Here is a 25,983-nt window from a genome sequence, read left to right as displayed (position 1 = left end):
CGGCGACGCCGGGGACGCGCTGGATATCGGCGATGCTGCCGAGGGCGTAGACCGAGGCGTCGTACTCGACCGCGGACCCCGCGTCGGCGGTCGCGCCACTGGGTGCCCGCTCGCGAATCTTCGGCGAACGCGTTGCCCGCGCACCAGCAGGGGCTGCGAGACACAGGTGCTCGGCCTGTACGCCGGGCCGCGAACACGCAGCGCCGCAGGTGCTGCAAAACGAATACCGGCCGCGAACACGCCGCGCCCGCGCGGCCGATGACACAGCAAAATAGGCACACTGTCGGTGCTGGTAGGTAGTGTTGAGGAACGAGCACGGACAATGCTCATGATCGGGATCGTGCTCACGATGGGTCCCGGTCATGGTGAGGACAGAGGAGGTCGGCTGCCATGGCACAAGAGCAGACCAAGCGCGCCGGGGGTGGCGACGAGGACGAGGGCCCGGACGGTGTGGATGCCGCCGGTCAGGAGCGCCGCGAGAAGCTGGCGGAGGAAACCGACGACCTGCTCGACGAGATCGATGACGTGCTCGAGGAGAACGCCGAGGACTTCGTCCGCGCGTACGTGCAGAAAGGTGGCCAGTGACAGTCGGTGACCCCTCGCGTCTCCACCTGGGGTACGCCCTCTCTTCCTTCTCCGACTATCTCCGTATGCATGCTCCGGACCTGTTGCCTGCCACCAGGTTCGGACAGGGTGCCGCCGGAATATCCGGCGGCACTTCCGCGAAGGAGATAGCCCCGCACGGCACCACCATCGTCGCGGTGAGTTATCGCGGCGGTGTGCTGATCGCCGGTGACCGGCGAGCGACGCAGGGGAATCTGCTGGCCAGCCGAGACATCGAAAAGGTCTACATCACCGACAGCTATTCCGCCGCGGGCATCGCGGGCACCGCGGGCATGGCGGTGGAGATGGTGCGGATCTTCGCGGTGGAGCTGGAGCACTACGAGAAGCTCGAGGGCGTGCCGCTGACCTTCGACGGCAAGGCCAACAAGCTGTCGAAGATGGTGCGCGAGAATTTGCCCGCGGCCCTGCAGGGTCTGGCGGTGGTGCCGATGCTGGTCGGTTACGACCTGGACGCCACCGACCCGGACAAGGCGGGTCGCATCGTGTCGTTCGATGTGGTGGGTGGACGCAGCGAGGAGCGTTTCGGGTACGCCGCGGTCGGTTCCGGCTCGGTGTTCGCGAAGTCCGCGCTGAAGAAGTTGTACGCCAAGGGAATCGATCAGGATCGCGCGCTGCGCATCGCCGTCGAGTCGTTGTACGACGCGGCCGACGACGACACCGCGACGGGTGGCCCGGATCTGGTGCGCGGCATCTTCCCGACGGCGATCGTGATCGATGAGGAGGGTGCGGTCGAGGTGACCGAGTCGCGGCTCGCGGAGATCACTCGCGGAATCGTCGCCGACCGTGAGGCCGCCGAAGAAGGGACCGCCTGAGCATGACGTTGCCGTACTACGCGTCGGCCGAGCAGATCATGCGCGACAAGACCGAACTGGCCCGCAAGGGCATCGGTCGGGGGCGCAGCGTCGTGGTGCTGACGTACGAGAAGGGTGTGCTGTTCGTCGCGGAGAATCCATCCACGACGCTGCACAAGGTGAGTGAGCTGTACGACCGCATCGGGTTCGCCGCGGTCGGCAAGTACAACGAGTTCGAGAATCTGCGCAGGGGCGGCATCCTGCAGGCCGACATCCGCGGGTATCAGTACGATCGCCGCGATGTCACCGGTCGTGCGCTGGCCAACGCCTACGCGCAGGCCCTCGGATCCATCTTCACCGATCAGCTCAAGCCTTACGAGGTGGAGATCTGTGTGGCGGAGGTGGGTTATCCGGAGCAGGCGCCGCAGTCGGTGCTGTACCGGATCACGTTCGACGGGTCGATCGTGGACGAGCGGGAGTTCGTGGTGATGGGCGGCACGACCGAGCCGATCGTCACCGCCTTGAAGTCGTCCTACCAGCCGAATCTGGACCTGGCCTCCGCGGTCGGCGTCGCGGTGCGCGCGCTGCAGGCGGGCGTGCCGGAGGGCACGGAGAAGGAGAAGCGGGTCCTGGGCGTGAACACGCTCGAGGTCGCGACCCTGGAGCAGGCGCGTCCGCGCCGGGCGTTCCGGCGGGTCGCGGATGCCGCCCTGGAGCGGCTGCTCAGCCCGGCGGAGGCGACCGATACGTCCGAGAAGGAAGCGGAGCCCCCGGCGAAGGACACCCCGCCGGCGGAGTGATCCGCCCGGGCCGACGAGCTCGGCGGCCCGCGAACGACACCTCGTTCGCGGGCCGCGTCGGCATGTCCGCAGCCGGTGTCGAGGAGGGCATCCTTCGGTCGAAGCGGCGTTTCGTCCGGGCAAATTCCGACAAAGCGGGCCAAATCGTTGTGAAGACGTATGCATACGGGTTGTTCGGTGCACCCCGCAAGTCCCGCACATGGCTGTAATGTCGATGGTGTGCAGCGACGAATTATGGGGATCGAGACCGAGTTCGGTGTGACATGCACCTTCCACGGTCACCGTCGACTGTCCCCCGACGAGGTGGCCCGGTATCTGTTCCGCCGGGTGGTGTCCTGGGGCCGTAGCTCGAACGTGTTCCTCCGCAACGGTGCTCGGCTCTACCTCGATGTCGGGTCCCATCCGGAGTACGCGACCGCGGAGTGCGACAACCTGGCGCAACTGGTGACCCACGACCGTGCGGGCGAGCGGGTCCTCGAAGAGTTGCTGATCGACGCCGAGCAGCGTCTGGCCGAAGAAGGCATCGGCGGCGACATCTACTTGTTCAAGAACAACACCGACTCCGCGGGCAACTCCTACGGCTGCCACGAGAACTTCCTGGTGGTTCGCGCGGGCGAGTTCTCCCGGATCTCGGACGTGCTGCTGCCGTTCCTGGTCACCCGCCAGCTGATCTGCGGCGCGGGCAAGGTGCTGCAGACGCCGAAGGCGGCCACGTTCTGCCTGTCGCAGCGCGCCGAGCACATCTGGGAGGGAGTCTCCTCGGCGACCACCCGCTCGCGGCCGATCATCAACACCCGCGACGAGCCGCATGCCGACGCGGAGAAGTACCGCCGCCTGCACGTGATCGTGGGCGACTCCAACATGTCCGAGACCACCACCATGCTCAAGGTCGGCACGGCCGCCCTGGTGCTGGAGATGATCGAGGCGGGCGTCTCGTTCCGCGACTTCGCCCTGGACAACCCGATTCGTGCGATCCGCGAGGTCAGCCACGACCTGACCGGTCGCCGTCCGGTGCGCCTGGCCGGTGGACGGCAGGCCAGCGCCTTGGACATCCAGCGCGAGTACTACGCCCGCGCCGTGGAGCATCTGCGCAATCGGGACCGCGATCCCCAGATCGACCAGGTGGTCGACCTGTGGGGCCGCACCCTGGACGCGGTCGAGGCGCAGGACTTCGCGAAGGTGGACACCGAGATCGATTGGGTGATCAAGCGCAAGCTGTTCCAGCGCTACCAGGACCGGTACGGCATGGAGCTGTCCGATCCCAAGATCGCCCAGCTGGATCTGGCCTACCACGACATCAAGCGCGGGCGCGGCGTCTTCGACCTGCTGCAGCGCAAGGGTCTGGCCAAGCGCGTCACCGAGGACGAGGCCGTGGACGCGGCGGTGGACACTCCGCCGCAGACCACCAGGGCCAAATTGCGCGGTGACTTCATCACCGCCGCGCAGGAGGCGGGCCGCGACTTCACCGTCGACTGGGTGCACCTCAAGCTGAACGACCAGGCGCAGCGCACCGTGCTGTGCAAGGACCCGTTCCGCTCGGTGGACGAGCGCGTCGATCGCCTGATCGCGTCCATGTGACCGGGCGGGCATGATCGAGGCATGATCATCGCCTTCTCCGTCACACCGCTCGGGACCGGCGTGGACGTCGGGCGCGCGGTCGCCGAAGCGGTCCGCGTGGTGCGCGCCAGCGGACTGCCCAACCACACCGATGCCATGTTCACCACCGTCGAGGGCGAGTGGGACGAGGTGATGGCCGTGGTGAAACAGGCGACCGATGCCATCCTGGCCGTAGCGCCACGGTGCAGCCTGGTGCTGAAGGCCGACATCCGGCCCGGCGTGACCGATGCGATCACCGCAAAGGTGGAGAAGGTCGAGCGATACCTGGCCGAGGGCTGACAGCGGTTTCGCCCGGGCCCCCTGTCCCTGGCGCTGCGAATTGTCGACGTCGCGGCCGAAACCACGCCGAATCGCGCGCCGCCGCGCGGTGGCGCGGGTGCGCAGATTACCCTCTATCGGGTGGCGATATCCAAGGTCGAGCGGCTGATGAATCTGGTCATCGCGCTGCTGTCGACCCGGCAGTTCCTGACCGCTGAGCGGATCCGGGACAGTGTGGCCGGATATGAGGACTCCGCCAGTGACGAAGCGTTCAGCCGGATGTTCGAGCGGGACAAGAACGAACTGCGCGATCTGGGCATTCCGCTGGAAGTCGGCCCGGTGAGCCGGTACTCGACGATCGAGGGCTACCGGATCAACCGCGACGCCTACGAGCTACCCGACATCGACCTGACCGACCAGGAAGCCGCCGCGGTCGCGGTGGCCGTGCAGATGTGGGAATCGCCCGAGCTGGCCGCCGCCGCGGAGGGCGCACTGCTCAAGCTGCGCGCCGCGGGCATTCACGTGGAGACCGACGTCGCGGTGGCCTCGGTGCCCGCCGTTCCCGCTCGCACCCGTGGCTCGGAACCTGTGCTCGGGAAGCTTTTGGCCGCGATCGATGCCGGTCAGGCGGTGCGGTTCGAGCACCGCGGCGCGATCAACGCCCCCTATCTGATGCGCGACGTGGAGCCCTGGGGGGTCGTCACCCATCGCGGCCGCTGGTACTTGGTGGGGCACGACCGTGACCGGGACGCGGTGCGCAGCTTCCGGCTGTCGCGCATCGGCGACGAGGTGACCGCGTACGGTGCGCGCAATGTGGTCCGCAAGCCCGCGGGCGTGGATCTGCGTGCCATCGTCGACCAGGTCACCAGCACCTCGCCGGTCAGCGGGTCGGCCACGGTATGGGTGGCCGAGGGCCGGGGACGTGAGCTGCGCAGGATCGGGCAGGTCGTCGGCGAGCGCACCGTGGGCGGTCGCGCGGGTTCGGTGGTGGAGCTGCCGGTGCAATCGCGCGACTGGCTGGCCCGGCTCATCACCGGCCTCGGCCCGGACGCGGTGGTGCTGGCTCCCGAGTCGCTGCGCGCCGATGTCATCGCGCGGTTGCGTTCGGTGTTCGACCGGACGGAGGTGCGGGCATGAGCTCGCGGCTCTCGGTGCGGCTTTCCCGGCTGCTGAACATGATCCCGTACTTCATCGCCCACCCCGGCATCAGCGCCGCCGAGGCCGCCGCCGACCTGGGCGTCACCACCAAGCAACTGATGAGCGACCTCAACCAGCTCTGGATGTGCGGGCTGCCCGGCTACGGTCCGGGTGACCTGATCGATCTGTCGTTCTCCGAGGAGAGCATCGAGGTCACCTTCTCCGCGGGTATCGACCGGCCGTTGCGGCTGACCTCCACCGAAGCGACCGCGCTGCTGGTCGCGCTGCGCTCGATCGTCGACATGCCAGGCATGGTGGACCCCACCGCGGCGCACGCGGCCATCGCGAAGATCGAATCGGCGATCGCGGGCGGCGCGTCCACCGACGCCGACGGGCGATTCCCGACGCCGCCGCAGGAGGCGCCCACGGTGGCGGCCGTGCGCTCGGCGCTGGCGCTCGGCCGGGCGCTGCGGCTGGTGTACTACTCCGCCAGCCGCGACGTGGTGTCCGAACGCATCGTCGACCCGATTCGTATCGTTCTCGTGGACGACAACAGCTACCTGCAAGCCTGGTGCAGGCAGGCCGAGGGAGTGCGGCTGTTCCGCTTCGACCGGATCGAGGCCGCGACCGAGTTGGACGAACTCGCCCGGCCGCCGAAGCATGCCACCGAGGCGACGGCGGGCCTGGACCTGTTCCAGGACGATCCGGCGGTGCCCTTGGCGCATTTACGAATCCATGCCGACTACGCCTGGGTTCTCGATCAGTACCCGATGCACCGGCTGGCGGTGCATCCCGACGGCAGCTTGGAGGCGACCATGCGGTTCGCCACGCTGGACTGGATGGCCCGCCTGCTGCTCGGTTTCGGTGCGGGCGTCACCGTCCTCGGGCCACCGGAGCTGGTCGCGGCGGTGCGCGAGCGGTCCAACGCCGCGCTGGCCGCCTACGAGGAAGCCGGATTCCTGGGGGCTCGATGAGAGACGAAGAGGCCCTACCGGCATGAACAGTCGTGTGCTGGTGGTAGGCGCGGGCAGCATCGGCAACTTCGTCGGCGGCAAACTCGGCGTGGCGGGCGCGGAGGTCACCCTGGTCGGCCGCAGACGGGTGCTCGACGAACTCGGCTCGTCCGGGCTCCGGCTCACCGACCTCGACGGCGGTGACGAGGCGTTGCCCGCGGACCGATTCCACCGCGCCACCGAACCGGATGACGTCGGATCGGCCGATCTGGTGCTGGTCACGGTGAAATCGGCGGCGACAGCGGCGGCGGTGCGCGATCTCGCGGGCAAGATCAGGCCGGGCACCGTGGTGCTCAGCCTGCAGAACGGTATCGGCAACGACTCGGTGATCCGCGAGATCCTGCCGCATTGCGTGGTGCTGGCGGGCATGGTGATGTTCAATGTCGTGCACCATCCGGGCGGCCGTTTCCATCGCGGCACCGAGGGCGGGCTCGCGGTGCAGGACGACCCGGCGCTGGCGCCGTACCTGGACGTGTTCGAGCGGGCGGGACTCGGCCTGCGGCGGTATGCCGACCTGCGCCCGGTGCAGTGGGCGAAGCTCCTGCTCAATCTCAACAACCCGATCAACGCGCTGTCGGGGCGCCCGCTGCGGGAGGAACTCGCCGAGCGGGACTACCGTCGCTGTCTCGCGCTGACCCAGCGCGAAGCGCTCGCGGTGATGAACAAGGCGCGAATTCGCCCCGCCCGGCTGACGCCGCTGCCGCCCCGGGTGATGGCCACGCTGCTGACCGTCCCCGACGGCCTGTTCCAGCGGGTGGCCGGACAGGTGCTCGCCATCGATCCGATGGCGCGTTCGTCCATGGCGGACGACCTGGAACTGGGCCGTAAGACCGAAATCTCCTGGCTGTGCGGAGAAATCGTGGGATTGGGCGCGATGGTCGGAATGCCGACACCGGTGAATCAGCGGCTGATCGAATTGATCGTCGCCGCCGAACAGGGCGGCGGGCGCGCGTGGACCGGCCGGGAATTGCTCGGCCAGTTGCGGGCCGCCGCGGCGGGCGCCGTGCCCGGACGCGGGGCGAACGAGCAGTGACGGCAGCGTTCGCGCACGTCACGGTCCGGTAGCATCGAGGCATCACAGTCTTGGGAGGTAGATCATGGGCAGTCTGAGCATCTGGCACTGGCTGATCATTGCGGTGGTTTTCGTGATGTTCTTCGGCGCGAAGCGGATGCCCGACGCGGCCCGCAGCCTGGGCCGGTCGTTGCGCATCTTCAAGAGCGAGGTCAGTCAGATGCAGCACGAGAGCAACGCGTCCGACGGTGGCGCGCCGGCTCAGCAGCCCGCACCGCAGCTGCCCGCCGCGCAGCAGTCGCCGCAGGCCACCGAGCCCCGTACCGAGCCGAAGTCGGTCTGAGCGGATCCGCTCGCGCCGGAGTGAGGAACAGCTCACTCCGGACTCAGTGCTGTTGCCGAGCTGAGCGAGGCACGTGAACCCAGGGGCGATCACCAACCATGCGAATCCCGTTCGATCCGCGGCGTAGCAAGCGCAGGATGAATCCCGACGGCACGATGTCGTTGGTCGAGCATCTGCAAGAGCTGCGTTACCGGTTGCTGGTGTCGATCGCGGCGGTGATCGCGACGACGGTACTGGGTTTCCTGTGGTACGGGCACGGGTTCCTGGGGGTCGAGAGCCTGGGTGAGATCCTGCGCGGGCCGTACTGTTCGCTGCCCGCCTCGGCGCGCGCGACGTTGAGCCAGGACGGGGAGTGCCGTCTGCTGGCGACCGCGCCGTTCGAGCAGTTCACGTTGCGATTGAAGGTCGGCATGACCGCGGGCGTCGTGCTGGCGGCGCCGATCTGGCTGTACCAGCTGTGGGCGTTCATCACCCCGGGGCTGTATGCCAAGGAACGCAAATACGCGATCGGGTTCGTTTCCTCGGGCACGGTCTTGTTCGCCGCGGGGGCGGTGCTGGCCTATGTGGTGATCGCGCACGCGTTGAGCTTCCTGCTGACCATCGGCGACAACGTGCAGATCACGGCGCTGAGCGGGTCGCAGTATTTCAGTTTCATCCTGCAGTTGCTGATCATCTTCGGGGTCAGTTTCGAGACGCCGTTGCTGATCGTCGGGTTGAACCTGGTGGGAGTGCTGACCTATCAGCGGCTCAAGGCGTGGCGGCGCGGGATCACTTTCGGCTTGTTCGTGTTCGCGGCGATCGTGACGCCGCAGGATCCCTTCTCGATGCTGGCGCTGGCGTTGGCCCTGACGGTGTTGTTCGAAGTGGCGATCCAGTTCTCCCGGATCAACGATCGCCGCCGGGCGCGCAAGGATCGCGAGGGCCTTGGTGCGTTGTCCGACGAGGAGGCTTCCGATCTGGGCGCCCCGGAGCCGATCGATCCGGCCGAGTCGCTCACCACCCCCGCGGAGAAATCCACACGACCGGTGTCGGACTACTCCGATACGCTCTGACGAGTGACAGATGACCGGTCGCAGATGGGCGAGTTGGCCGTATTTTCCGCCGAGCTGAAGTTCCGGCTGGATCCCTTTCAGCGTGCTGCCTGTGCGGCGCTCGAGGAAGGCCACAGCGTCTTGGTCTGCGCGCCGACGGGCGCGGGCAAGACGGTTGTGGGCGAGTTCGCCGTCCACTTGGCGCTGGCGGCCGGTGGCAAGTGCTTCTACACGACGCCCATCAAGGCGCTGTCGAACCAGAAGTTCGCCGACCTCACCGAGCGCTACGGCCGTGACAGCGTCGGACTGCTGACCGGCGACCAATCGATCAACCCGGGCGCTCCGGTGGTCGTGATGACCACCGAGGTGCTGCGCAACATGCTCTACGCCTCCTCGGACGCGCTGCGCGGACTGTCCTACGTCGTGATGGACGAGGTGCACTACCTCGCCGACCGGTTCCGCGGCGCCGTGTGGGAAGAGGTCATCCTGCACCTGCCTCCGGACGTGCGGCTGGTCAGCCTTTCGGCCACGGTGAGCAATGCCGAGGAGTTCGGCGCCTGGATGGAAACCGTGCGCGGCGACACCGCGGTGGTGGTCGACGAGACCAGGCCCGTGCCGCTGTGGCAGCACGTCATGGTGGGGCGGCGGATGTTCGACCTGTTCGACACCAAATCCACCGAACAGAAGGTGCTCGTCGACGAAGATCTGGTGCGGTTCATCCGCCACCGCGAGGCCGCCGACCGGATGAACAGTTGGGGCCCCCAGCGCAACGGCCGCGGCGGCCCGCGCCGGGATTTCCGTCCGCTGCCGCGGCCGGAGGTGCTCGCCAAACTGGACGAAGAGGGCCTGCTGCCCGCGATCACGTTCATCTTCAGCCGTGCGGGTTGCGACGGCGCGCTCGCGCAGTGCCTGCGTTCGCGGCTCGACCTGAGCCGTCCGGAGGAGCGCGACGAGGTCGACGCGATCATCGACAAGCACACCGGCGATCTGCCCAAGACCGATCTCGAGGTGCTCGGTTACTGGGAGTGGCGCGAGGCGCTGCACCGCGGCCTGGCCGCGCATCACGCCGGGATGCTGCCCGCGTTCCGGCACACCGTCGAGGAACTGTTCGTCAACGGGCTGGTGCGTGCCGTCTTCGCCACCGAAACGCTGGCCCTCGGCATCAACATGCCCGCGCGCACCGTAGTGTTGGAGCGGCTGGTCAAGTTCAACGGCGAATCGCACGCCGAGCTCACGCCCGGCGAGTACACCCAGCTGACCGGGCGCGCGGGGCGGCGCGGCATCGACGTCGAAGGCCACGCGGTGGTGCTGTGGCAGCCCGAGGTGGACACCAGCGCGGTCGCCGGTCTCGCCTCGACGCGCACCTACCCCCTGCGCAGTTCGTTCCGGCCGGGCTACAACATGTCGATCAACCTCATCGACCGGATGGGCGCCGACGAATCGCGCGCCCTGCTGGAGCGGTCGTTCGCCCAGTTCCAGGCGGACCGGTCGGTGGTCGGGCTGGTGCGCGGCATCGAGCGCAACGAGTCGGCGCTGCGCAAGCTGCGCGACCAGATCGGCGGCGCGGAAGGCGGGTTCCTGGAGTACCTGTCGCTGCGCGACCGGATCAAGCAGCGCGAGCGGCAGCTGACCCAGCAGAGCCGCGCCGACCGGCGAGGTGCCGCGGTGGACGCGCTCGGCGCGCTGCGGCGTGGCGACGTGGTGGCGATTCCCTCCGGCCGCCGCGCCGGGCTCGCGGTGATCCTGGAGCCGGACGCGACCCCCGGCGATCCGCGGCCGCTGGTGCTCACCGAGGACAAGTGGGCAGGCCGGGTGTCGGTCGCCGACTTCCCGGTGCCCGCCGAGGCACTCGGGCACATGCGGCTGCCGCGCCGGGTGGATCACCGGACCGCGCGCATCCGCCGCGATCTGGCCTCCGCGCTGCGCAGCACGGGGATCTCGGTGCCGGGCAGGCCGCGGCGCGGCAGGCAGTCCGCCGCTGGCGACGACCGGGAACTGGCCACGCTGCGCCGCAGCCTGCGCGCGCATCCGGCCCACTCGCGGCCCGATCGCGAGCAACTGGCTCGGGTGGGTGAGCGCTACAACCGGCTGCTGCGCGAGACGGAGGCGATGCGCCAGAAGGTTGCCGCGACCACCAATTCGCTGGCGCGCACCTTCGATCGCATCCTCGGCCTGCTGGAGGAACGCGGATTCGTGCAGGAGAGCGAGGTGACTCCGGACGGACGCAGGCTGGCTCGCCTCTACGCCGAAAGCGACCTGCTGGTGGCCGAATGCCTCAGGAAGGGGCTGTGGCGCGGCCTCGGCCCGGCCGAACTCGCCGGCGTTGTGTCGGTCCTGGTTTACGAATCCCGCCAGGAGGGTGGTTATCTCGGCGCGAGCGGTCCGACGGCGCCGATCCGGCGGGCGGTCGGCGCGACCATCGGGGTCTGGTCCGAACTGCGATCCGACGAGGCGCGGCACAAGCTGCCCCCGACCAGGGAGCCCGATCTGGGTTTCGTCGACGGCGTCTACAAATGGGCGCGGGGCGATGGATTGGCGGAATCGTTGCTCGCCAGCGGTGACCAGGGCGCCCCGCTGTCGGCCGGTGATTTCGTGCGCTGGTGCAGGCAGGTGATCGATCTGCTCGACCAGATCCACAGCACCGCCGACGATCCCGAGGTCGCGGCCACCGCGGCCAAGGCGGTGCGGGCGATCCGCCGGGGCGTCGTGGCGGTGGACGCCGCCTGAGCGGCGTGAGCGTCGGGCGCGCGGCGGCGGCAATAACAACACGGCGGATTCGATTGTGATTTGATTTCTTTCGCGTACCGACCGTGGCGGAATAGTCGTGTCATGCGACGAGGCCCACGCGGGGGGCTACCGTGTGTACAACGATGCGAGTGGAGGCAAGCAGATGAGCGGCCCGTACGGACCGAACGACCCCGGGGAGGGACGCAACGATCCCACCCAGCAGTGGAGTGGACAGCAGGCGCCGGGCGGAGCCGGTCCCACACAGCAGTGGGGTGGTCAGCCGCAGACCCCGGCCTCCGCCCAGCCGACCCAGCACTGGGGTGAGCAGCAGCAACCGCAGCAGCAGTGGGGCCAGCCGCAGCAGCAACAGTGGGGCCAGCAGCCCCAGCAGCCCCAGCAGCCGCAGTGGGGTCAGCAGCCCGCCCAGGGCCAGCCGCAATGGGGCCAGCCGCAGCAGGACTGGGGCCAGCAGGGGCAGCAGCCGCAGTGGGGGCAGGCGCAGCAGCCCCAGCCGCAGTGGGGCGCTCCCGGCCAGCAGCCGCCGCAGCAGGGCGGCAAGGGTAAAGGCCTGATCATCGGTCTGTCGCTGCTCGGCGTCGCGGTGGTCGGCGCGATCGTCGCGCTCGTGCTCGTGCTGACCGCCAAGGATCAACTGGACCAGGCCGCGGTGCAGGACGGCGTGAAGAAGGTGCTGTCGGACTCCTACGGCATCCAGGACATCAGCGACGTCTCCTGCCCCTCCGGACAGGAAGTCAAGGTCGACGCTACCTTCGAATGCAGCGTGAAGGTCAGCGGCGAGGCCAAGAAGGTGAACATCAAGATCACCAAGGACGACGGCACCTATGAGGTCGGTCGCCCCAGCTAGGGTGTCGGTTTTCCAGCGCTTGCGGCGCTGGGTGTTCGCTGACCCTCCGGTGGTTCGCGTCCGAGCGACCGCCGCTTGCTCCTTCGTCGGGTACGCGGCGGCCACTCGGTTGTGAGTCGGGCTGTGTTGGGTTTTGCAGCGCCTGCGGTACTGAGTGTTCGCGGCCCGTTCTCGGCTCGCGTCCGAGCGACCGTCGCTTGCTCCTTCGCCGCCTACGCAGCGGCCACTCAGACGTGAGCCGGGCCGCGAACCGCGGATGCTCGGTCTCGCTTCGCTCGAAACCTGTAGTTGAGCCGGTGTGATGCGCCGGAGGTAGCCGCCCCTCGGACCCTGGGCTGAGCCGCGAATGGCGCTGCTCAGGGCTTCGCTCGGTCGGGCCGGAGTTGTCGTGCGTAATGCGGCGGGGCTTCCGCGTCTCCAGGATTTCAGCTGGAGCGGGCCGCGAGGGCGGTGATCAAGCGCGTGACCGGGCTCTCGGCGTTGTAGGCGGTGGCCAAAGCGCGCAGACGGTCCGGGTCGGCGGGTTCGGCGGGGAGAGCGTCGCTGCGGGACAGGGTGACCTCGGCGTCGCATACCACTCGCACCACCGGCGCGGCGGCCTTCAGGTAGTCCTCGGCGGCGCGCAACCGGGCGCGCACGCTTTGGGACAGGTCGGCATCCGGGTCATCGACGGCCGCGACCAGTGCTTCCAGGGAACCGAAACGGGAGATCAGCGTGGAGGCGGATTTCTCGCCGATGCCCGCCACCCCCGGCAGGCCGTCGGAGGCGTCGCCGCGCAGCGTGGCCATGTCGGCATAGGCCGGGCCCGCGTTCCGCAGCGGTACGCCGTACTTCGCCGATACCTCGGCCGGGCCGAAGAGTTCCGCCTTGACCAGCCCCCGTCCGGCGTAGAGCACCCGCACCTGGGGCGTCGGCTCGTCTCGTACCAGTTGCAACAGGTCGCGGTCGCCGCTGACCACGATCACCTCGTCGGCGCGCTCCCGGGTGGCCAAGGTGCCCAACACGTCGTCGGCCTCCAAGCCCTCCGCGCCGCCGGTCGCGATGCCCGCCGCCGCGAGCACCTCCAGGATCATGTCCACCTGCGGGGTGAGCGTGTCCGGAACGGTTTCGGCGCCGGGTGCGGCATCCGGTGAGGTATCCAACCGGTGTGCCTTGTAGGACGGCACCAGCTCGACCCGGTACGCCGGGCGCCAGTCCAGATCCAGGCACACCACCAGCCTGCTCGGTGCGAACTTGGTGATCAGCGACGCCACCATGTCGGTGAAACCGCGCAACGCGTTCACCGACCGCCCGTCGGGGGCGGTGATCTTGTCGGGGATGGCGTGGAACGCGCGGAACCACAGACTGGCGCCGTCCAACAGCAACAGGGGCCCACCGGCAGCAGAGGTCACGGGCTGAGGCTACTCGCCCGCACCGACAGCGCCCTGGCGAAGTTCGGCGTTCCTCCCACGCGCCCGGCAGGTAACGTCGGACGAATGAGCTCGCATACGGAATCGAGGTTCGCGGCGGACGTCTACGGTGCCCGGCTGGAGCGGGCAGTGGAGCTGATGCGGGCCGCCCATCTCGACGCTTTGCTGATCACCCCCGGGCCGGACCTGCGCTATCTGATCGGCTCGGCGGCCGAGTCGTTCGAGCGGCTGACCTGCCTGGTGATCCCGGCGGACGGGGCCACGCCGTCGGTCGTGATCCCGAAACTGGAGCTGGCGTCGCTGGAGGGCTCGGCGGCGGGTGAACTGGGCCTGCAAGTGCTGGACTGGGTCGACGGCACGAACCCGTACGGCCTGGTGAAGTCCGCGCTGCACGTGGGCTCCCGGGTGGCCGTGGCCGATGTGATGCCCGCGCTGCATCTGCTGCCGCTGGCCGAGTCGTTCACCGGTCTGCCGGTATCGGCCACCCCCGTGCTGCGCGAACTGCGCATGATCAAGGACCCGGCCGAGGTGGACGCCCTGCGCCGAGCGGGAGCCGCGATCGACCGGGTGCACGCGCGAATGGGGGAGTTCTTGCAGGTGGGGCGCACCGAGGCAGAGGTCGGCCGCGATATCGAAGCCGCGATCCTCGCCGAGGGGCATACCGAGGCGGCGTTCGTCATCGTGGGCAGCGGTCCGCACGGCGCGGACCCCCATCACGGCGTGTCCGAGCGCCGGATCGAGGCCGGGGACGTGGTGGTCGTCGACATCGGTGGCCCGGTCGAGCCCGGCTACTACTCCGACTCCACCCGCACCTACGTCTTGGGCGAACCCGATCCGGAGGTGGCCGCGCGGTACGCCGAACTGGAAAGCGCCCAAGCGGCGGCGATGGCGGCCGTCCGTCCCGGCGTCACCGCGGCCGCGGTGGACGCCGCGGCGCGAAACCCGTTGACCGAAGCCGGTTTCGGGCCCGCTTTCGTGCACCGCACCGGCCACGGCATCGGCCTGTCGGTGCACGAGGAGCCCTACATCGTCGCGGGCAACGACCTCGTCCTGCGGCCCGGCATGGCATTCAGCGTCGAGCCCGGCATCTACTTCCGCGGCGAGTGGGGCGCGCGCATCGAGGACATCGTGGTGGTCACCGAGGAGGGCGGCGAATCCCTGAACAAGCGGCCGCACGGCCTCACGGTCCTGTGATCGACGGCTGAAGGCCCAGCTGTCGCGGCGAAGCTGCTAGGCGCCTGCGCCGTTCCCGTCGGCGGCCGGTGCGACGAGCGTGCTGCTGGACAGGACGCGCCGGACCTGGATGGCGATCACCACACGGGTCGGGTTCTCCCGCGGCACGCGATAGCGGCCCGCGTACCGCTCGACCGCCTCGGCGACGTCGTCCGGGGCGTCGAGCACGGTGGCCGGGCCCTCCAAGGTGATCCACCGGATCCCGTCGACCTGACTGACCGCCGCGTATCCGGAGCGGCGCACGTTGCGTACCTTCACCGACCCGTCGTTGGTGATCACGCGCGCGATCCCGGCGTCCTGGTCCCAGGTGAACCCCACCGCCACGACATGGGGCGTTCCGTCCGCCCGCAATGTCGTCAGCGTGGCGAGATGCCGTTCGGCGACGAACTCGAGGGCGGCGAGCGACAACTCAGCAGTACTCGTCGGCATCCCCCGACCGTAGCCGCCGGTACGCGCCGGCGCCGCACCAGCCCGGTCCGCGACAGGTGAGCGATGAAGGGCCGCGCCCATGGTAATGAAAGACTGACCCCATGGGAACGCGTGGATTGGCCGACGGCACGGTACTGCTGCTGGGCGGTCGCAGCGAGATCGGGCTCGAAGTGGCGCGGCGGCTGGCGCCCGGGCGCGCGGTGGTTCTGGCGGCCCGGCGTAGCGGCGAGCTGGACGCGCAGCGGGCGCAGATCACCGCGGCGGGCGCGAGCGAAGTGCACGCCGTCGAATTCGACGCCGACGACGTGGCGAGTCATCCGGCGCTGCTGGAGAAGATCGCCGCCGAGCACGGGCCGATCGGCATCGCGGTGCTCGCCTTCGGCGTGCTCGGCGATCAGCAACGCGCCGAGCGGGATCCCGCGCACGCGGCGGCGATCCTGCACACCGACTTCGTCGCCCAGGCGAGTGTTCTCACGTCACTGGCGAACCTGATGCGCGCGCGGGGAGCGGGACAGCTCGTCGTGTTCGGTTCGGTCGCGGGCGTGCGCGTCCGGCGTGCCAACTACGTCTACGGGTCGGCCAAGGCGGGACTCGACGGATTCGCTTCCGGTCTCGCGGATGCCCTGCACGGCAGCGGGGTTCGGTTGCTGCTGGTCCGGCCAGGGTTCGTCATCGGGCGGATGACCGAGGGGATGTCTCCGGCGCCGTTCTCCAGTACCGCTGATCAGGTCGCCGGCGCGGTGGTCGCGGGTTTGCGCCGCGGCGCGAGCCGGGTCTGGGTACCCCGGATCCTGCAACCGGTGTTCTTCGCGATGCGTCTACTGCCGCAACCGATCTGGCGTCGGATGCCGCGGTGAGCGCCACGCCCGCGTCGTGGACCGGTGCGCCGATCGCGGTCGTCGGCATCGGCGCCGACGGCTGGGACGGTCTCGGTCGCGCCGCGCGGGAGGCGGTCGGCGACGCCGAATTCCTGTTCGGTTCCGCGCGTCAGCTCGCACTCGTGCCACCCATCGTGGCGGCGCGGCGGATGACCTGGCCGTCGCCGCTGCTGCCCGCGCTGCCCGGCCTGTTCGAACGGTATTCCGGCGCGCGATTGTGCGTCCTGGCCAGCGGCGATCCCATGTTCTACGGGATCGGCGTCACCTTGACCCGGCTGCTGGGCCCGCAGGCGCTCCGGGTGCTGCCCCAGCCGTCTTCGGCTTCGCTGGCCTGCGCCAGGCTGGGGTGGGCGCTGGCCGGAACGCCGGTGGTCAGCGTGGTCGGGCGTCCGCTCGCGACGGTGCTGCCCGAGTTGGCCGACCGCAGGCGGCTGCTGGTGCTCAGCGCCGACGAGCACACCCCGCAACGCTTGGCGCAGTTGCTCGGCCGGAACGGTTTCGGCGGTTCCGAGCTGACGGTCCTCGAGCAACTGGGCGGTTCCGCCGAACGGCACCGTGCCGGAATCGCGAAGCAGTGGGAGCACCCGCCGGGCGACCCGTTGAATATCGTGGCGATCACTTGCGCGTCCGACCCGGACCAGCCGCGTGCAACGCGCCTGCCCGGGCTGCCGGACGAATTGTTCGGGGGCGACGGGCAGCTCACCAAGCACGAGATTCGTGCGCTGACACTGGCGGCGCTGGCGCCCGCACCCGGTGAACTGCTCTGGGATGTGGGCGGCGGGTCGGGCAGTATCGCCATCGAATGGTGCCGGGCGCATCCGGACAACCGGGCCGTCGCGTTCGAACGGCTCGAGCGCAGACGGCGGCAGATCTCCGGCAACGCCGACGCTCTGGGCGTGCCGCACATCCTGGTGCGCGGCGAGGTGTGTGCCGAACTCGCCGCCGACAACGAGATCATTGCTCCCGACGCTATTTTCGTGGGTGGGGGCCTGACTCAGGATGGCCTGCTCGAGACATGCTGGGCGCAGTTGCGCCCACGCGGCAGGCTCGTCGCGAACGCGGTGACCGCCGAATCGGAATCACTGCTGCTCAGCTGGTCAAGTGCCCAGGGCGGTGTCTTGCGGAAGTTCCAGATCTATCGCGGGGAGCCCCTGGGGTCTTTCACCGCTTGGCGCCCGCAGCTTCCCGTCACGCAGTGGTCGGTGGTGAAAACCGCGGCGGCGTTCCCCGCAGAGGGGTGAACACGTTACCGGTCTCGCGGTAGGGTCGGGGCCGAGTTCCGGTCGTGACCGGAAATCCGATTCCTGTTGGGGAGATAGATGAGATACAAGAAGTTCGCCGCTACCGCATTGCTGGCCGTCGCCGCCACCGGGGTCACCGCCGGTACCTCCTACGCCGCTCCCACGCCGCCCGCGGCGCAGGACCAAGCCGCGGCCGCGCCCACCGTCACGGGCACGGACCAGGGCGTCGGCTACGCGTTGCAGCTCGCCGACGCGGGCAAGTCGGTCGTCACCAGTGTGACCGGCGGCGCGTTCAGCGTCGACACCGACAACCGGTCGGTCACTCTGAAGAACTCCGCGGGCGAGACCGTCACCAGCATTCCGCTCACCGCGACGGCCAAGGGCCAAGAGGTGAACATCGCGGCGGCCGTCGCCGACGAGGGCAGGCAGCTGACGCTGACCCCGCAGGTCGCGCCGACCGCGAACGCCCCGGTCGCCGCCGAGTTCATCGGCGCGCAGGAGTGGTTCTTCGCCGAACTGCAGCGCGCCTCGCTCGGCGCTCTGGTCGGCGGTCTGATCGGCGCCGCCATCGGCATCGTCTTCTTCGGTGTCGGCATCCTGCCGGGCGCGGTGCTCGGCGCGCTGATCGGCTTGGCCGTCGCGGGCGGGCCGTCGCTGCTGAACGCGGGTATCGCCTACTTCAGCGGCCAGCCCTGAGAGTTCTGATTCTGGGCGGCACCCGGGAAGCGCGGGAGCTGGCCCATCTCGCTTCCGGCGAGCGAGGATTCGACATCGTCTCCTCGCTCGCCGGTCGTGTGCGCGCACCCTTGCTACCGGAGGGCGCGGTCCGCGTCGGCGGTTTCGGCGGCGCCGAGGGACTGCGCGCCTGGCTCGCGGCCGACGAGACGGCCGCGATCGTCGACGCCACCCATCCGTTCGCGGCGGTCATCAGCGCCAACGCGGCGGCGGCCGCGCATGCCTCCGGTGTGCCGCTGGTGCACCTGCGGCGGCCCAGCTGGGTGGAGCGACCGGGGGACCGGTGGGTGCGGGTACCCGATCTCCCCGCCGCGGCGAGGGAAGCGGCCGCTCTCGGCGAGCGAGTCTTCCTGACCATCGGCAGGCAGGGTGTCGACGCGTTCGCGGGATCGGTCCGGCAATGGTTCCTCATCCGTGCCATCGACCCGCCCGAAGGCGCGATGCCCCCGCGCCACGAAGTGCTCCTCGCCCGTGGGCCCTTCGCGGTGGAGGACGAATCGCGGCTGCTCGCCCAGCGCCGGATCGACGTGCTCGTCACCAAGGACAGCGGCGGCGAGCAGACCGAAGCCAAACTCGCCGCCGCTCGCGCGGCCGGAATTCCGGTCGTCGTCGTGGACCGCCCGCCGCTGCCCGAGGGCGCGCCGGTCGTGGAATCACCCGAACAGGCACTGAATTGGTTGCGCGACAGGCGAACCCGGCGCTCGTGAGTCGGTCTCGCACCGCTCAGCTGTCGAGCAGCTCCGGCAAATGGTCGAACCACTCCAGCACCGCCCGCTCGTAGCGGATCCCGAAGTCCAGTGTGGCGCGGGCGAACGTGGGCTTTCCCTCCGGATCTTCGGCGAGATACCGCGTGAGCCGCGCCTGATGGATCTCGCGATTGGCTGCGACGATGCCGTCGAGCCGGCCGCGATCGAGATGCTCACCGAAGGAGAGCGTCAGCAGCAACGGCACCCGGATGGTCTCCCCGCCGGGATCGCGGGCGACCCACTCCAGAAACGCTTCGCGCCCCGCGTCGGTGATGCGATAGGGCGTGCGTTCCCTGGCCCCGGTCTCGCCCTTCTCGACGAGTCCCGCCGCGTCCATCGTGGCGAGTTCCCGGTAGACCTGGCTCTGCGTGATCGTCCAGAAGTCGCCGATCCGGTCCTGGGCCTGGGTCACCAGATCCCATCCCGACATGGGCCCTTCGTGCAGAAATCCGAGCAACGACGCCGCCGTCGAGTTCAGTGGTTTGCGCTTGGTCGCGGTGTTGGTCAACGACTGCTCCCTTCGCTCTCAACATTCCATAGTGGAATGTTACCGGAACGGGTCGGATCAGGCGTCGCCGGTCAACTTGTCGAGCCGGGCGAGCACCCGCGCCATGCCCTGCTCCAGTCGCGCCTGTCCCTGTTCGAGCTGCGCCTGGCCGTGGGCCAGCGCGGTCTGGCCCTGTTCCAGCCGGATCTGTCCTTGTTCGAGCACGGTGACCCTGCGGTTGAGTTCACCCACATTCTCGCGCAGGTTCCCGACATCCCGGCGAAGCTCGCCGACGGCTTCCCCGACGGTCTCCGCGCGCCGGTCGATCCGGCCGATGCCGTCGAGCGCCTTCCTGGTCAGTGCCGCGAGTTCGTTGAGGACCTCGCCCTGCTCGTCGAGCGCTTGTTCGCTCGCGGTGGCCCTGGCCTCCAAGGCGCGGGCGCGCAGCGTCAGCTCCGGCAGTGTCGCGGCCAAGGTCCCTCCGATCGTCGGTGCGTCTGGCGATCTTACGCGCCGCCGACGGCCGCGTCGTGCGCGCGATCGTAACGGCGGGAGGTGTAGACCCGTGTGCCCGCGTCGGTCTCGCGCGCCGTGGTGGTGGACGCGCCGATGATCAGCAGCGTACGCATGTCCACCTCGTCGGGGTCGAGGTCACCGAGCGACACCACCCGGACGGATTCGGTGGGTCCGCCCACATCGCGCCCGACGACGACGGGTGTGTCCGGCTTGCGATGCTCCAGCAGCAGGTCCCGCATCGCGCCGACCTGCCAGGTGCGCTGCGAGGACGCCGGGTTGTAGACCGCGATCGCCATATCGGCCGCCGCGACGGCGGAAAGCCGCTGCGCCACGACCTCCCACGGCTTGAGCCGGTCGGAGAGCGAGATCATCGCGTAGTCGTGCCCGAGCGGCGCGCCCACCCGGCTGGCCACCGCGTTCGCCGCGGTGAGGCCGGGCAGCACCCGGACCGGCACACCGTTCCACTGCGGATCGCCCGATTCCTCCAGCACCGCCGCCGCCATCGCGAACACGCCGGGATCTCCCGAGGAGACGACCGCGACCCGCGCGCCGCGCTTGGCCAGATCCAGGGCCATAGCCGCGCGCTCGGACTCGACCCGGTTGTCGCTGGCATGCCTGCGCTGCCCGGGGCGCTCGGGCACCCGGTTCAAGTAGGTGGTGTAGCCGACCAGATCGGTGGCGTCCGCCAACGCCGCGCGCACCTCGTCGGTGGTCCACTCCGGCGCGCCGGGACCGAGTCCCACCACCACGACCTCACCGGCGCCCTCGGTCGTCTCCGCGTCGGCGACCCGCTGAGCCGCGACCGTCTCCGCTTCGAGGCGCGGCAGCGGCGTGGTCGGTTCGGGGCCCGGCACGAGGGCGATGGCGAAGTAGGGCACCTCCGCGTCGTCGACCGCCCCCGCGTGCAGCACGCGCTGCTGGGTGGTGCTCGCGCGCTCGACGTAGTACGCGCCGGCGAGCCGTCCGGAATCCGAAAGTGCCTGGCGCACACCGGGATAGGTGCGTCCCAGTTTCATGATCGCGGCCGCGTCGGTCGTGCGCAGCCGCCGGGTGAGTTCATCGACCGGCATGGTGCCGGGCAGCACGGTGAGCACCTGCTCGCCCTCGACCAGCGGGGTCCCCAGCGCTGCCGACGCCGCGCTCACGGAGGTGATGCCGGGGATGATCTCGGCGTCGAACCGGTCGGCCAGCCGCCGGTGCATGTGCATGTACGAGCTGTAGAACAGCGGGTCGCCCGCGGCGAGCAGCGCGACCGACCGGCCCGCGGCGAGGTGCCCGGCCAGCCGCTCGGCGGCCTGTTCGTAGAACTCGTCGATCGCGCCCTGGTAACCGCCGGGATGATCGGTGGTCTCGGTGGTCACCGGGTAGACGAGATGCTCCTCCAGTTGGCCGGGGCGCATGTACGGCGCCGCGATGCGGCGGGAGATGCTGCGGCCGTGGCGCGCGCTGTGGAACGCGACGACGTCGGCCGCGCCGATCACATTCGCCGCTTTGACCGTCACCAGTTCGGGATCGCCCGGTCCGAGCCCGACGCCCCACAGCTTGCCCGGAGTGGTCATTCCTGTTCGCTCGCAATCGCGTTCAACGCGGACGCGGTGATGGCGCTGCCGCCGCGCCTGCCGCGCACCGTGAGGTATTCGACGCCGCCGAATTCGATCAGCGCGTCTTTGGATTCGGCCGCACCGATGAATCCGACCGGGATGCCGAGCACGGCGGCGGGCCGGGGCGCTCCCGCGTCGAGCAGGTCGAGCAGATGGAACAGCGCCGTCGGTGCGTTGCCGATCGCGACGACGGCGCCGTCGAGACGGTCGCGCCACAGGTCGAGCGCGGCGGCGGAGCGGGTGGTGCCCTTGGCCGCGGCCAGCTCCGGCACGCGCGGATCGGCGAGGGTGCAAACGACCTCGTTGCCCGCGGGCAGTCGTTTCCTGGTCACACCCGAGGCCACCATGGTCGCGTCACAGAGAATCGGCGCGCCCGCGCGCAGCGCCGCCCGCGCCGAGGCGACTACACCGGGGGTGTAGGCGATATCCGCGGCGAGATCCACCTGACCGCACCCGTGGATCATCCGTACGACCACCTGTGCCACATCCGGCGGGAAACCGCCGAGATCGGCCTCGGCGCGGATCGTCGCGAACGAGCGACGGTAGATCTCGGCCCCGTCGGTCAGATAGCTGGCACGTACGTCGGACATGCGGTCCACCCTATGGGGGCGGGTCCGGACAGATCGGTCCGGGTCGGGCGCTGCGCATTCCGGGACTGCGACCGGCTACCGGCGCGCGGGCGCCGCCGGATCAGGTGCGCGGGCGCTCCAGAATCCGGGACATGACGATGGCGCTGCGGGTACGCCCCACCCGGGCGTTCTCCCGGATCCGTTCCACGGTCACCTCGATCTCGGCCATGTCGGTGGCCATCACGTGCACCAGCGCGTCGGCCTCGCCCGCGATCGTCCAGACACCGACCACCTGCGGGATCGGTTCCAGACTGCGTTTGAGTTCGGCCGGGGAGATGTTGTCGCGGTAGTACACCTCGACGTACGCCTCGGTCTTCCAGCCCAGCGCCGCGGGATTGACCAGCGCGGTGAACCCGGTGATCTGCTTGGCCGCGACCAGCCGGTCGACCCGCCGTTTCACCGCGGGCGCGGACAAGCCGACCGCGCCACCGATCTCCTGGAACGAAGCGCGAGCGTTCTTCAGCAGTTGCGCGAGAATCCGCCGATCGAGGTCGTCCACATCACACCTTCTCGCTATGGAAGCAATGATTCGCTGTTTTCGCGCTGATATGCGCAACGAATCGTCATTTCTGGCGCAATGCTAGGCCCTTTACCGTCGAATCAGCCGAAAACCCACGCTCACTCCGGGAGTTCCGTTGACCTCTGTAGCCACCCTCCCTGTCGAGTCCGCCGCCCGCCGTTCGTCGCCGCGCCGGTTCGTGATGTGCCGTCCCGATCATTTCGAGGTCGCCTACGCCATCAATCCCTGGATGAATCCCGCCGAGCCGGTCGACCGCGCGCTGGCGCTGACGCAGTGGGAGACGTTGCGCGCCACCTACGCCGAACACGGACACACCGTCGAGGTGGTGCCCGGCGTGGCGGGCCTGCCCGACATGGTGTTCGCCGCCAACGGCGGTCTGATCGTCGGTGACCGGGCCATGTCGGCCCGCTTCACCCACCCGGAGCGCGCCGCCGAAGGCCCGGCCTACCACGCCTGGTTCGCCGGATACGGCTTGCCGAATCTGGTGGCCGCCGCGGAATGCAACGAAGGCGAAGGCGACTTCCTCCTGGTCGGTGACCGCCTGTTGGCCGGAACGGGCTTCCGCAGCTCGCTCGCCGCGCACGAGGAGGTGTCGCGCCACTTCGGGCTGCCCGTGGTGTCGCTGGAACTGGTCGATCCGCGCTTCTACCACCTGGACACGGTGCTGCTTCCGCTGGACGCCGAAACCATCGCCTACTACCCGCCCGCCTTCAGCCCGGCGGCGCGCGCGGTGCTCGCCGCGCTCTATCCCGATGCGATCGTGGCCACCGACGCGGACGCCGCGGTGCTCGGGTTGAACGGAGTCTGCGACGGTTTCCACGTCTTCCTCAGCAGCGCGGCCACCGACCTGAGCGAAGCCCTGCGCGCCCGGGGCTACCGTCCGGTGGGGATCGAGATGTCCGAGTTGCTGAAGGCCGGCGGCTCGGTCAAGTGCTGCACGCTCGAGATCCATGGCAGGTGACCGGCCGGTGCCGCCGGAGAGTCAATCGACGCGATAACCCTCGTCGGTCGCGACGATGTCGGTGACCTCGCCCTGCGGGCGGCCACAGCGGCGGTCGCACCCCGACCAGTGCTGACGCCCGGCCACGGTGACGTCGGTCGCGGACATCGGCCGCGCGCCGTGGAGCGGGTCGGCTGCCCCGGGCAGCACCCGTCCGGAGTCGACCGCGTCGGCCGCATCGGCCCGGACGTCGGTATGCGACTTGGCGCAGCCGGGCTGTCCGGCGCAGGCGCTGACCAGCAGCCACGGCGAGTCGGCGTCGAAGATCAAGCCCATCGGCGCCAGCACCCGCACCACCTGTTCGGCGGCCCACTCCGCCAGGTCGGTGATCACCAGGCTGCGCCACGGCGTGACGAAGATCGGTCGCTGCACCGCGGCGAGGAACTCGGCGGTGCGGGCGGGCAGCGAGCCGAGGCGCACGCCCGCGCCGAGCCCCACCGATCCGTTGTCCTGCTCCAGCCACCCGATCGGAACCTGCTGTTCGGTGGAGAATTCGAGTCGTTCGGCGGTCGGGGACAAGCCGAGGCGATCGACGACGCGTTCGGCGCCGTGTTCGATCTCGTGCAGCCGCCAGCGGCCCGCGTCGCCGCCGCGCAGGTCCAGGAACGCGTGCGCCGCGGCGAGCGCGACGTCCACCGCGTCGGCGGCGCGCAGCCGCAGGCCGCTGTCGCCGCCTGCCAGCAGCAGGGCGAACTCGTCGGTCCCGGTCGCGTGTACCCCGACGTCGGGGCCGAGCCCACTGACATCTCCGCGTCCGTCGTCGAGGGTGAACAGCACCCGGCCGGGCAGGCCGGCCAGCCGCGGCGACGCGAGCAGGCCGGTGTCCAGCGCGGGAACCAGGGGGTGCACGTCCGCGAGGCCGCCGATCCGGCCGGACAGCGGTGAGGCGATGATGTTGCGCACCCGTTCGTGCGTGGTGCTCGGCAGGAGGCCCGCGGCCGCGAGCCGGTCGGTCAGCGTCCCGGCGTCGCGCACCCGGCGTAATTGGACGTTGCCCCGGGAGGTGAGCTCGATGTTCCCGTCCGCCAGGTCGAGCGCGGCCTCGGCCAGCGCCTGCACCTGGGCGGGATCCAGGCGACCGCCGGGCACGCGGATTCGTGCCAGCGGCCCGTCGGCGGCCTCGTGCAGCCGCAGCACGCCCGGGCAGGAGTCAGGAGCACGTCGTGTCATAGCGCATCCAGCCTACGGACGCGCGAGCCCGGCACAGCGAACGGCCGGTCACCCGCCGATCGAACGTACCCAGTCGATGACGGCGGCTCGATACTCCGCGGTGTTGCGCGCGAGATTCACCGAGTGCCCGCTGCCGGGCAAGACGTACGTGCGCAGTCGTGCCGCCGGGCCGAAGAACGGCGCCTCGGTGGCGCGCAAGGTCTCGGCATCCGCGCAGACGGCGTAGCCGGGGCCGCAGGAGAGCCGGTCCAGACTGCCGTTGACGACCAGCACCGGGACGTCGATGAAGTTGGTCATCGGCGGGAGGGTGGAGGTCAAACCGTCGGGATACTCCGTGGGCGAGAAGACTTCCTTGGTCGCTTCGTCGACGGCGAGTACTTCGGGATCGGCAGTCTCGGGGGCGAAGAAGTCGCCCGCGCGGGTACCGGGCCGAGTGGTCAGGTAGCCGGGGTCGAAGCCGCGCCCGGCGAAGCGCGGATCCTCGGCGGCTTGGTGGTAGGTCGAGATCACGCCGAGGACTTCGGGCACGTTGAGTGCGTGGGAGAAGCCGGTGAGCAGGACGCCGTCGACGTCCTGGTACGTGGTCGCCTCCAGGACGTCGATGCCCGAGCTGAGCGAATGGCCTCCGGTGATGACCTTCCCGAAGGGCGGTGCGCCCGCGAGTCCCCGGCGCAGCGCCTGCACGATGTCGTGCAGGGCGCGAGCGGAAACCGTCGCCGTGACCTGCGTGCTCGGCGGCCTGGTGCTCGCACCGTTGCCGAGCCGGTCGACCACCAGCGTCGCGATGCCGGCGGCGTTCATCGCGCGCCGGAAGTTGTAGGTCTCCGGCGCGTAGGGGAAATCCCAGTAGGTGTGGTTGTAGTTGGAGCCCGCGATCAGCACCATGACGGTATCGGTGGCGCCCGCGGCGGGAGTGCACAAGGAACCGGCCATTTCCCCGAGCGGCACGGGAAGGGAAACCGCTTCGCAGCGGCCCGGCGCGGTGTCGTCTGCGTGGGCGGTACCGGGTGTCAGGCAGAGCAGCATGGCGGCCGCGGACGCGACGACCGACCGTAGCGAGGTTCGCACGCGACGCAGGCTATGCCCGAATGTCATGGCGCGCAATACCTGTCGCCGACGACCCGGACTTCACCCGGAGGTGTGGCAACAGCCGTTGCGGCATGGATTTCGC

At 69.7% G+C, this 25,983-nt stretch carries 27 protein-coding genes; 18 read left to right on the top strand and 9 right to left on the bottom strand.

Going from position 1 to position 25,983, the window contains the following annotated elements:
- Window positions 1–390: 390 nt before the first annotated feature.
- The 12 genes from ABZ803_RS02300 (at window position 391) to ABZ803_RS02245 (ending at window position 12,218) form a co-directional block, all read left to right on the top strand.
- On the top strand, window positions 391–585 hold the full coding sequence (locus tag ABZ803_RS02300) for a ubiquitin-like protein Pup (RefSeq protein ID WP_014986166.1): 195 nt from the start codon (window positions 391–393) through the stop codon (window positions 583–585).
- On the top strand, window positions 582–1,436 hold the full coding sequence (gene prcB / locus ABZ803_RS02295; protein ID WP_357031646.1) for a proteasome subunit beta: 855 nt from the start codon (window positions 582–584) through the stop codon (window positions 1,434–1,436). The genes ABZ803_RS02300 and prcB overlap by 4 nt, the downstream gene beginning before the upstream one ends.
- A 2-nt stretch (window positions 1,437–1,438) precedes the next feature.
- Window positions 1,439–2,215, top strand: coding sequence for a proteasome subunit alpha (gene prcA / locus ABZ803_RS02290; RefSeq protein ID WP_357031643.1), 777 nt, complete (start codon window positions 1,439–1,441; stop codon window positions 2,213–2,215).
- 219 nt (window positions 2,216–2,434) lie between these two features.
- On the top strand, window positions 2,435–3,793 hold the full coding sequence (gene pafA / locus ABZ803_RS02285; RefSeq protein WP_174186519.1) for a Pup--protein ligase: 1,359 nt from the start codon (window positions 2,435–2,437) through the stop codon (window positions 3,791–3,793).
- Between the two features lie 21 nt (window positions 3,794–3,814).
- Entirely contained in the window at window positions 3,815–4,111 is a 297-nt protein-coding gene (locus ABZ803_RS02280; RefSeq protein WP_195067460.1) for a thiamine-binding protein, read from the top strand.
- Between the two features lie 120 nt (window positions 4,112–4,231).
- Window positions 4,232–5,227: a YafY family protein gene (locus ABZ803_RS02275; RefSeq protein ID WP_357031640.1), complete on the top strand. Its 996-nt coding sequence runs from the start codon at window positions 4,232–4,234 to the stop codon at window positions 5,225–5,227.
- On the top strand, window positions 5,224–6,201 hold the full coding sequence (locus tag ABZ803_RS02270; protein WP_357031637.1) for a YafY family protein: 978 nt from the start codon (window positions 5,224–5,226) through the stop codon (window positions 6,199–6,201). Before ABZ803_RS02275 ends, ABZ803_RS02270 begins: the two co-directional genes overlap by 4 nt.
- 22 nt (window positions 6,202–6,223) lie before the next feature.
- Window positions 6,224–7,273: a 2-dehydropantoate 2-reductase gene (locus ABZ803_RS02265; RefSeq protein WP_357031634.1), complete on the top strand. Its 1,050-nt coding sequence runs from the start codon at window positions 6,224–6,226 to the stop codon at window positions 7,271–7,273.
- A gap of 64 nt (window positions 7,274–7,337) precedes the next feature.
- Window positions 7,338–7,595: a Sec-independent protein translocase subunit TatA gene (tatA, locus tag ABZ803_RS02260; protein ID WP_040867171.1), complete on the top strand. Its 258-nt coding sequence runs from the start codon at window positions 7,338–7,340 to the stop codon at window positions 7,593–7,595.
- Between the two features lie 98 nt (window positions 7,596–7,693).
- The gene (tatC, locus tag ABZ803_RS02255; RefSeq protein ID WP_357031631.1) at window positions 7,694–8,647 is read left to right on the top strand and encodes a twin-arginine translocase subunit TatC; all 954 of its coding nucleotides are present in this window, start codon (window positions 7,694–7,696) and stop codon (window positions 8,645–8,647) included.
- A gap of 24 nt (window positions 8,648–8,671) precedes the next feature.
- Window positions 8,672–11,353 (top strand): RNA helicase, encoded by a 2,682-nt coding sequence (locus ABZ803_RS02250; RefSeq protein ID WP_357032637.1) that lies wholly within the window; start codon window positions 8,672–8,674, stop codon window positions 11,351–11,353.
- Window positions 11,354–11,516: 163 nt separating this feature from the next.
- Window positions 11,517–12,218, top strand: coding sequence for a DUF4333 domain-containing protein (locus ABZ803_RS02245; protein ID WP_357031628.1), 702 nt, complete (start codon window positions 11,517–11,519; stop codon window positions 12,216–12,218).
- A 425-nt stretch (window positions 12,219–12,643) separates the two neighbouring features.
- Here the strand turns inward: ABZ803_RS02245 and ABZ803_RS02240 are convergent, their stop codons facing one another.
- Entirely contained in the window at window positions 12,644–13,609 is a 966-nt protein-coding gene (locus ABZ803_RS02240) for a 5'-3' exonuclease (RefSeq protein WP_357031625.1), read from the bottom strand.
- Between the two features lie 84 nt (window positions 13,610–13,693).
- Here ABZ803_RS02240 and ABZ803_RS02235 point away from each other — a divergent pair, with 84 nt between their 5' ends.
- The gene (locus ABZ803_RS02235) at window positions 13,694–14,821 is read left to right on the top strand and encodes a Xaa-Pro peptidase family protein (protein WP_357031622.1); all 1,128 of its coding nucleotides are present in this window, start codon (window positions 13,694–13,696) and stop codon (window positions 14,819–14,821) included.
- 36 nt (window positions 14,822–14,857) lie between these two features.
- On the opposite strand, the gene ABZ803_RS02230 is transcribed toward ABZ803_RS02235, so the two are convergent.
- On the bottom strand, window positions 14,858–15,289 hold the full coding sequence (locus tag ABZ803_RS02230; protein ID WP_357031619.1) for a PPOX class F420-dependent oxidoreductase: 432 nt from the start codon (window positions 15,287–15,289) through the stop codon (window positions 14,858–14,860).
- Between the two features lie 101 nt (window positions 15,290–15,390).
- On the opposite strand from ABZ803_RS02230, the gene ABZ803_RS02225 reads away from it, so the two are divergent.
- The 4 genes from ABZ803_RS02225 to ABZ803_RS02210 all read left to right on the top strand — a co-directional run bounded on the left by ABZ803_RS02225 (window position 15,391) and on the right by ABZ803_RS02210 (window position 18,850).
- Window positions 15,391–16,146 carry an SDR family NAD(P)-dependent oxidoreductase gene (locus tag ABZ803_RS02225; protein WP_357031616.1) on the top strand — a complete coding sequence of 252 codons (756 nt, stop codon included), beginning with the start codon at window positions 15,391–15,393 and terminating at the stop codon, window positions 16,144–16,146.
- Entirely contained in the window at window positions 16,143–17,408 is a 1,266-nt protein-coding gene (cbiE, locus tag ABZ803_RS02220) for a precorrin-6y C5,15-methyltransferase (decarboxylating) subunit CbiE (protein WP_357031613.1), read from the top strand. The genes ABZ803_RS02225 and cbiE overlap by 4 nt, the downstream gene beginning before the upstream one ends.
- Window positions 17,409–17,486: 78 nt before the next feature.
- Window positions 17,487–18,104: a hypothetical protein gene (locus ABZ803_RS02215; RefSeq protein ID WP_357031610.1), complete on the top strand. Its 618-nt coding sequence runs from the start codon at window positions 17,487–17,489 to the stop codon at window positions 18,102–18,104.
- Window positions 18,101–18,850, top strand: a complete 750-nt coding sequence (locus tag ABZ803_RS02210) for a cobalt-precorrin-6A reductase (RefSeq protein ID WP_357032634.1) — start codon at window positions 18,101–18,103, stop codon at window positions 18,848–18,850. The genes ABZ803_RS02215 and ABZ803_RS02210 overlap by 4 nt, the downstream gene beginning before the upstream one ends.
- 16 nt (window positions 18,851–18,866) lie before the next feature.
- On the opposite strand, the gene ABZ803_RS02205 is transcribed toward ABZ803_RS02210, so the two are convergent.
- The 5 genes from ABZ803_RS02205 to ABZ803_RS02185 form a co-directional block, all read right to left on the bottom strand.
- Window positions 18,867–19,397 (bottom strand): PadR family transcriptional regulator, encoded by a 531-nt coding sequence (locus tag ABZ803_RS02205; RefSeq protein WP_062972836.1) that lies wholly within the window; start codon window positions 19,395–19,397, stop codon window positions 18,867–18,869.
- A 57-nt stretch (window positions 19,398–19,454) separates the two neighbouring features.
- Entirely contained in the window at window positions 19,455–19,850 is a 396-nt protein-coding gene (locus ABZ803_RS02200) for a hypothetical protein (protein WP_357031607.1), read from the bottom strand.
- 32 nt (window positions 19,851–19,882) lie between these two features.
- Window positions 19,883–21,451 (bottom strand): precorrin-3B C(17)-methyltransferase, encoded by a 1,569-nt coding sequence (gene cobJ / locus ABZ803_RS02195; protein WP_357031604.1) that lies wholly within the window; start codon window positions 21,449–21,451, stop codon window positions 19,883–19,885.
- A complete protein-coding gene (locus ABZ803_RS02190) occupies window positions 21,448–22,083 on the bottom strand; it encodes a precorrin-8X methylmutase (protein WP_357031601.1) in 636 nt (211 codons plus the stop codon). Before ABZ803_RS02190 ends, cobJ begins: the two co-directional genes overlap by 4 nt.
- Window positions 22,084–22,183: 100 nt before the next feature.
- The gene (locus ABZ803_RS02185; protein ID WP_040867149.1) at window positions 22,184–22,621 is read right to left on the bottom strand and encodes an Lrp/AsnC family transcriptional regulator; all 438 of its coding nucleotides are present in this window, start codon (window positions 22,619–22,621) and stop codon (window positions 22,184–22,186) included.
- A gap of 136 nt (window positions 22,622–22,757) precedes the next feature.
- Here ABZ803_RS02185 and ddaH point away from each other — a divergent pair, with 136 nt between their 5' ends.
- Window positions 22,758–23,603 (top strand): dimethylargininase, encoded by an 846-nt coding sequence (gene ddaH, locus ABZ803_RS02180; RefSeq protein ID WP_357031597.1) that lies wholly within the window; start codon window positions 22,758–22,760, stop codon window positions 23,601–23,603.
- A gap of 21 nt (window positions 23,604–23,624) precedes the next feature.
- Here ddaH and cobG read toward each other — a convergent pair whose 3' ends face one another.
- Together cobG and ABZ803_RS02170 are read right to left on the bottom strand one after the other, a co-directional pair.
- Window positions 23,625–24,812, bottom strand: a complete 1,188-nt coding sequence (gene cobG, locus ABZ803_RS02175; RefSeq protein ID WP_357031594.1) for a precorrin-3B synthase — start codon at window positions 24,810–24,812, stop codon at window positions 23,625–23,627.
- Between the two features lie 48 nt (window positions 24,813–24,860).
- On the bottom strand, window positions 24,861–25,880 hold the full coding sequence (locus ABZ803_RS02170) for an alpha/beta hydrolase (RefSeq protein WP_357031591.1): 1,020 nt from the start codon (window positions 25,878–25,880) through the stop codon (window positions 24,861–24,863).
- Window positions 25,881–25,983: the final 103 nt, after the last annotated feature.

Source organism: Nocardia sp. NPDC047648 (assembly GCF_040642815.1).
Classification (GTDB): Bacteria; Actinomycetota; Actinomycetes; order Mycobacteriales; family Mycobacteriaceae; genus Nocardia; species Nocardia gamkensis.
Note: the sequence above shows the minus strand (reverse complement) of the source record. Positions and strands in the feature narration are given on the sequence as shown.

Bases quoted from the DNA above. Each gene is read 5' to 3' on its own strand.
- ABZ803_RS02300 (WP_014986166.1), top strand. From the start codon at position 391: ATGGCACAAGAGCAGACCAAGCGCGCCGGGGGTGGCGACGAGGACGAG.
- prcA (WP_357031643.1), top strand. From the start codon at position 1,439: ATGACGTTGCCGTACTACGCGTCGGCCGAGCAGATCATGCGCGACAAG.
- ABZ803_RS02280 (WP_195067460.1), top strand. From the start codon at position 3,815: ATGATCATCGCCTTCTCCGTCACACCGCTCGGGACCGGCGTGGACGTC.
- ABZ803_RS02270 (WP_357031637.1), top strand. From the start codon at position 5,224: ATGAGCTCGCGGCTCTCGGTGCGGCTTTCCCGGCTGCTGAACATGATC.
- ABZ803_RS02265 (WP_357031634.1), top strand. From the start codon at position 6,224: ATGAACAGTCGTGTGCTGGTGGTAGGCGCGGGCAGCATCGGCAACTTC.
- tatA (WP_040867171.1), top strand. From the start codon at position 7,338: ATGGGCAGTCTGAGCATCTGGCACTGGCTGATCATTGCGGTGGTTTTC.
- tatC (WP_357031631.1), top strand. From the start codon at position 7,694: ATGCGAATCCCGTTCGATCCGCGGCGTAGCAAGCGCAGGATGAATCCC.
- ABZ803_RS02250 (WP_357032637.1), top strand. From the start codon at position 8,672: ATGGGCGAGTTGGCCGTATTTTCCGCCGAGCTGAAGTTCCGGCTGGAT.
- ABZ803_RS02245 (WP_357031628.1), top strand. From the start codon at position 11,517: ATGAGCGGCCCGTACGGACCGAACGACCCCGGGGAGGGACGCAACGAT.
- ABZ803_RS02235 (WP_357031622.1), top strand. From the start codon at position 13,694: ATGAGCTCGCATACGGAATCGAGGTTCGCGGCGGACGTCTACGGTGCC.
- ABZ803_RS02230 (WP_357031619.1), bottom strand. From the start codon at position 15,289: ATGCCGACGAGTACTGCTGAGTTGTCGCTCGCCGCCCTCGAGTTCGTC.
- ABZ803_RS02225 (WP_357031616.1), top strand. From the start codon at position 15,391: ATGGGAACGCGTGGATTGGCCGACGGCACGGTACTGCTGCTGGGCGGT.
- ABZ803_RS02215 (WP_357031610.1), top strand. From the start codon at position 17,487: ATGAGATACAAGAAGTTCGCCGCTACCGCATTGCTGGCCGTCGCCGCC.
- cobJ (WP_357031604.1), bottom strand. From the start codon at position 21,451: ATGACCACTCCGGGCAAGCTGTGGGGCGTCGGGCTCGGACCGGGCGAT.
- ABZ803_RS02190 (WP_357031601.1), bottom strand. From the start codon at position 22,083: ATGTCCGACGTACGTGCCAGCTATCTGACCGACGGGGCCGAGATCTAC.
- cobG (WP_357031594.1), bottom strand. From the start codon at position 24,812: ATGACACGACGTGCTCCTGACTCCTGCCCGGGCGTGCTGCGGCTGCAC.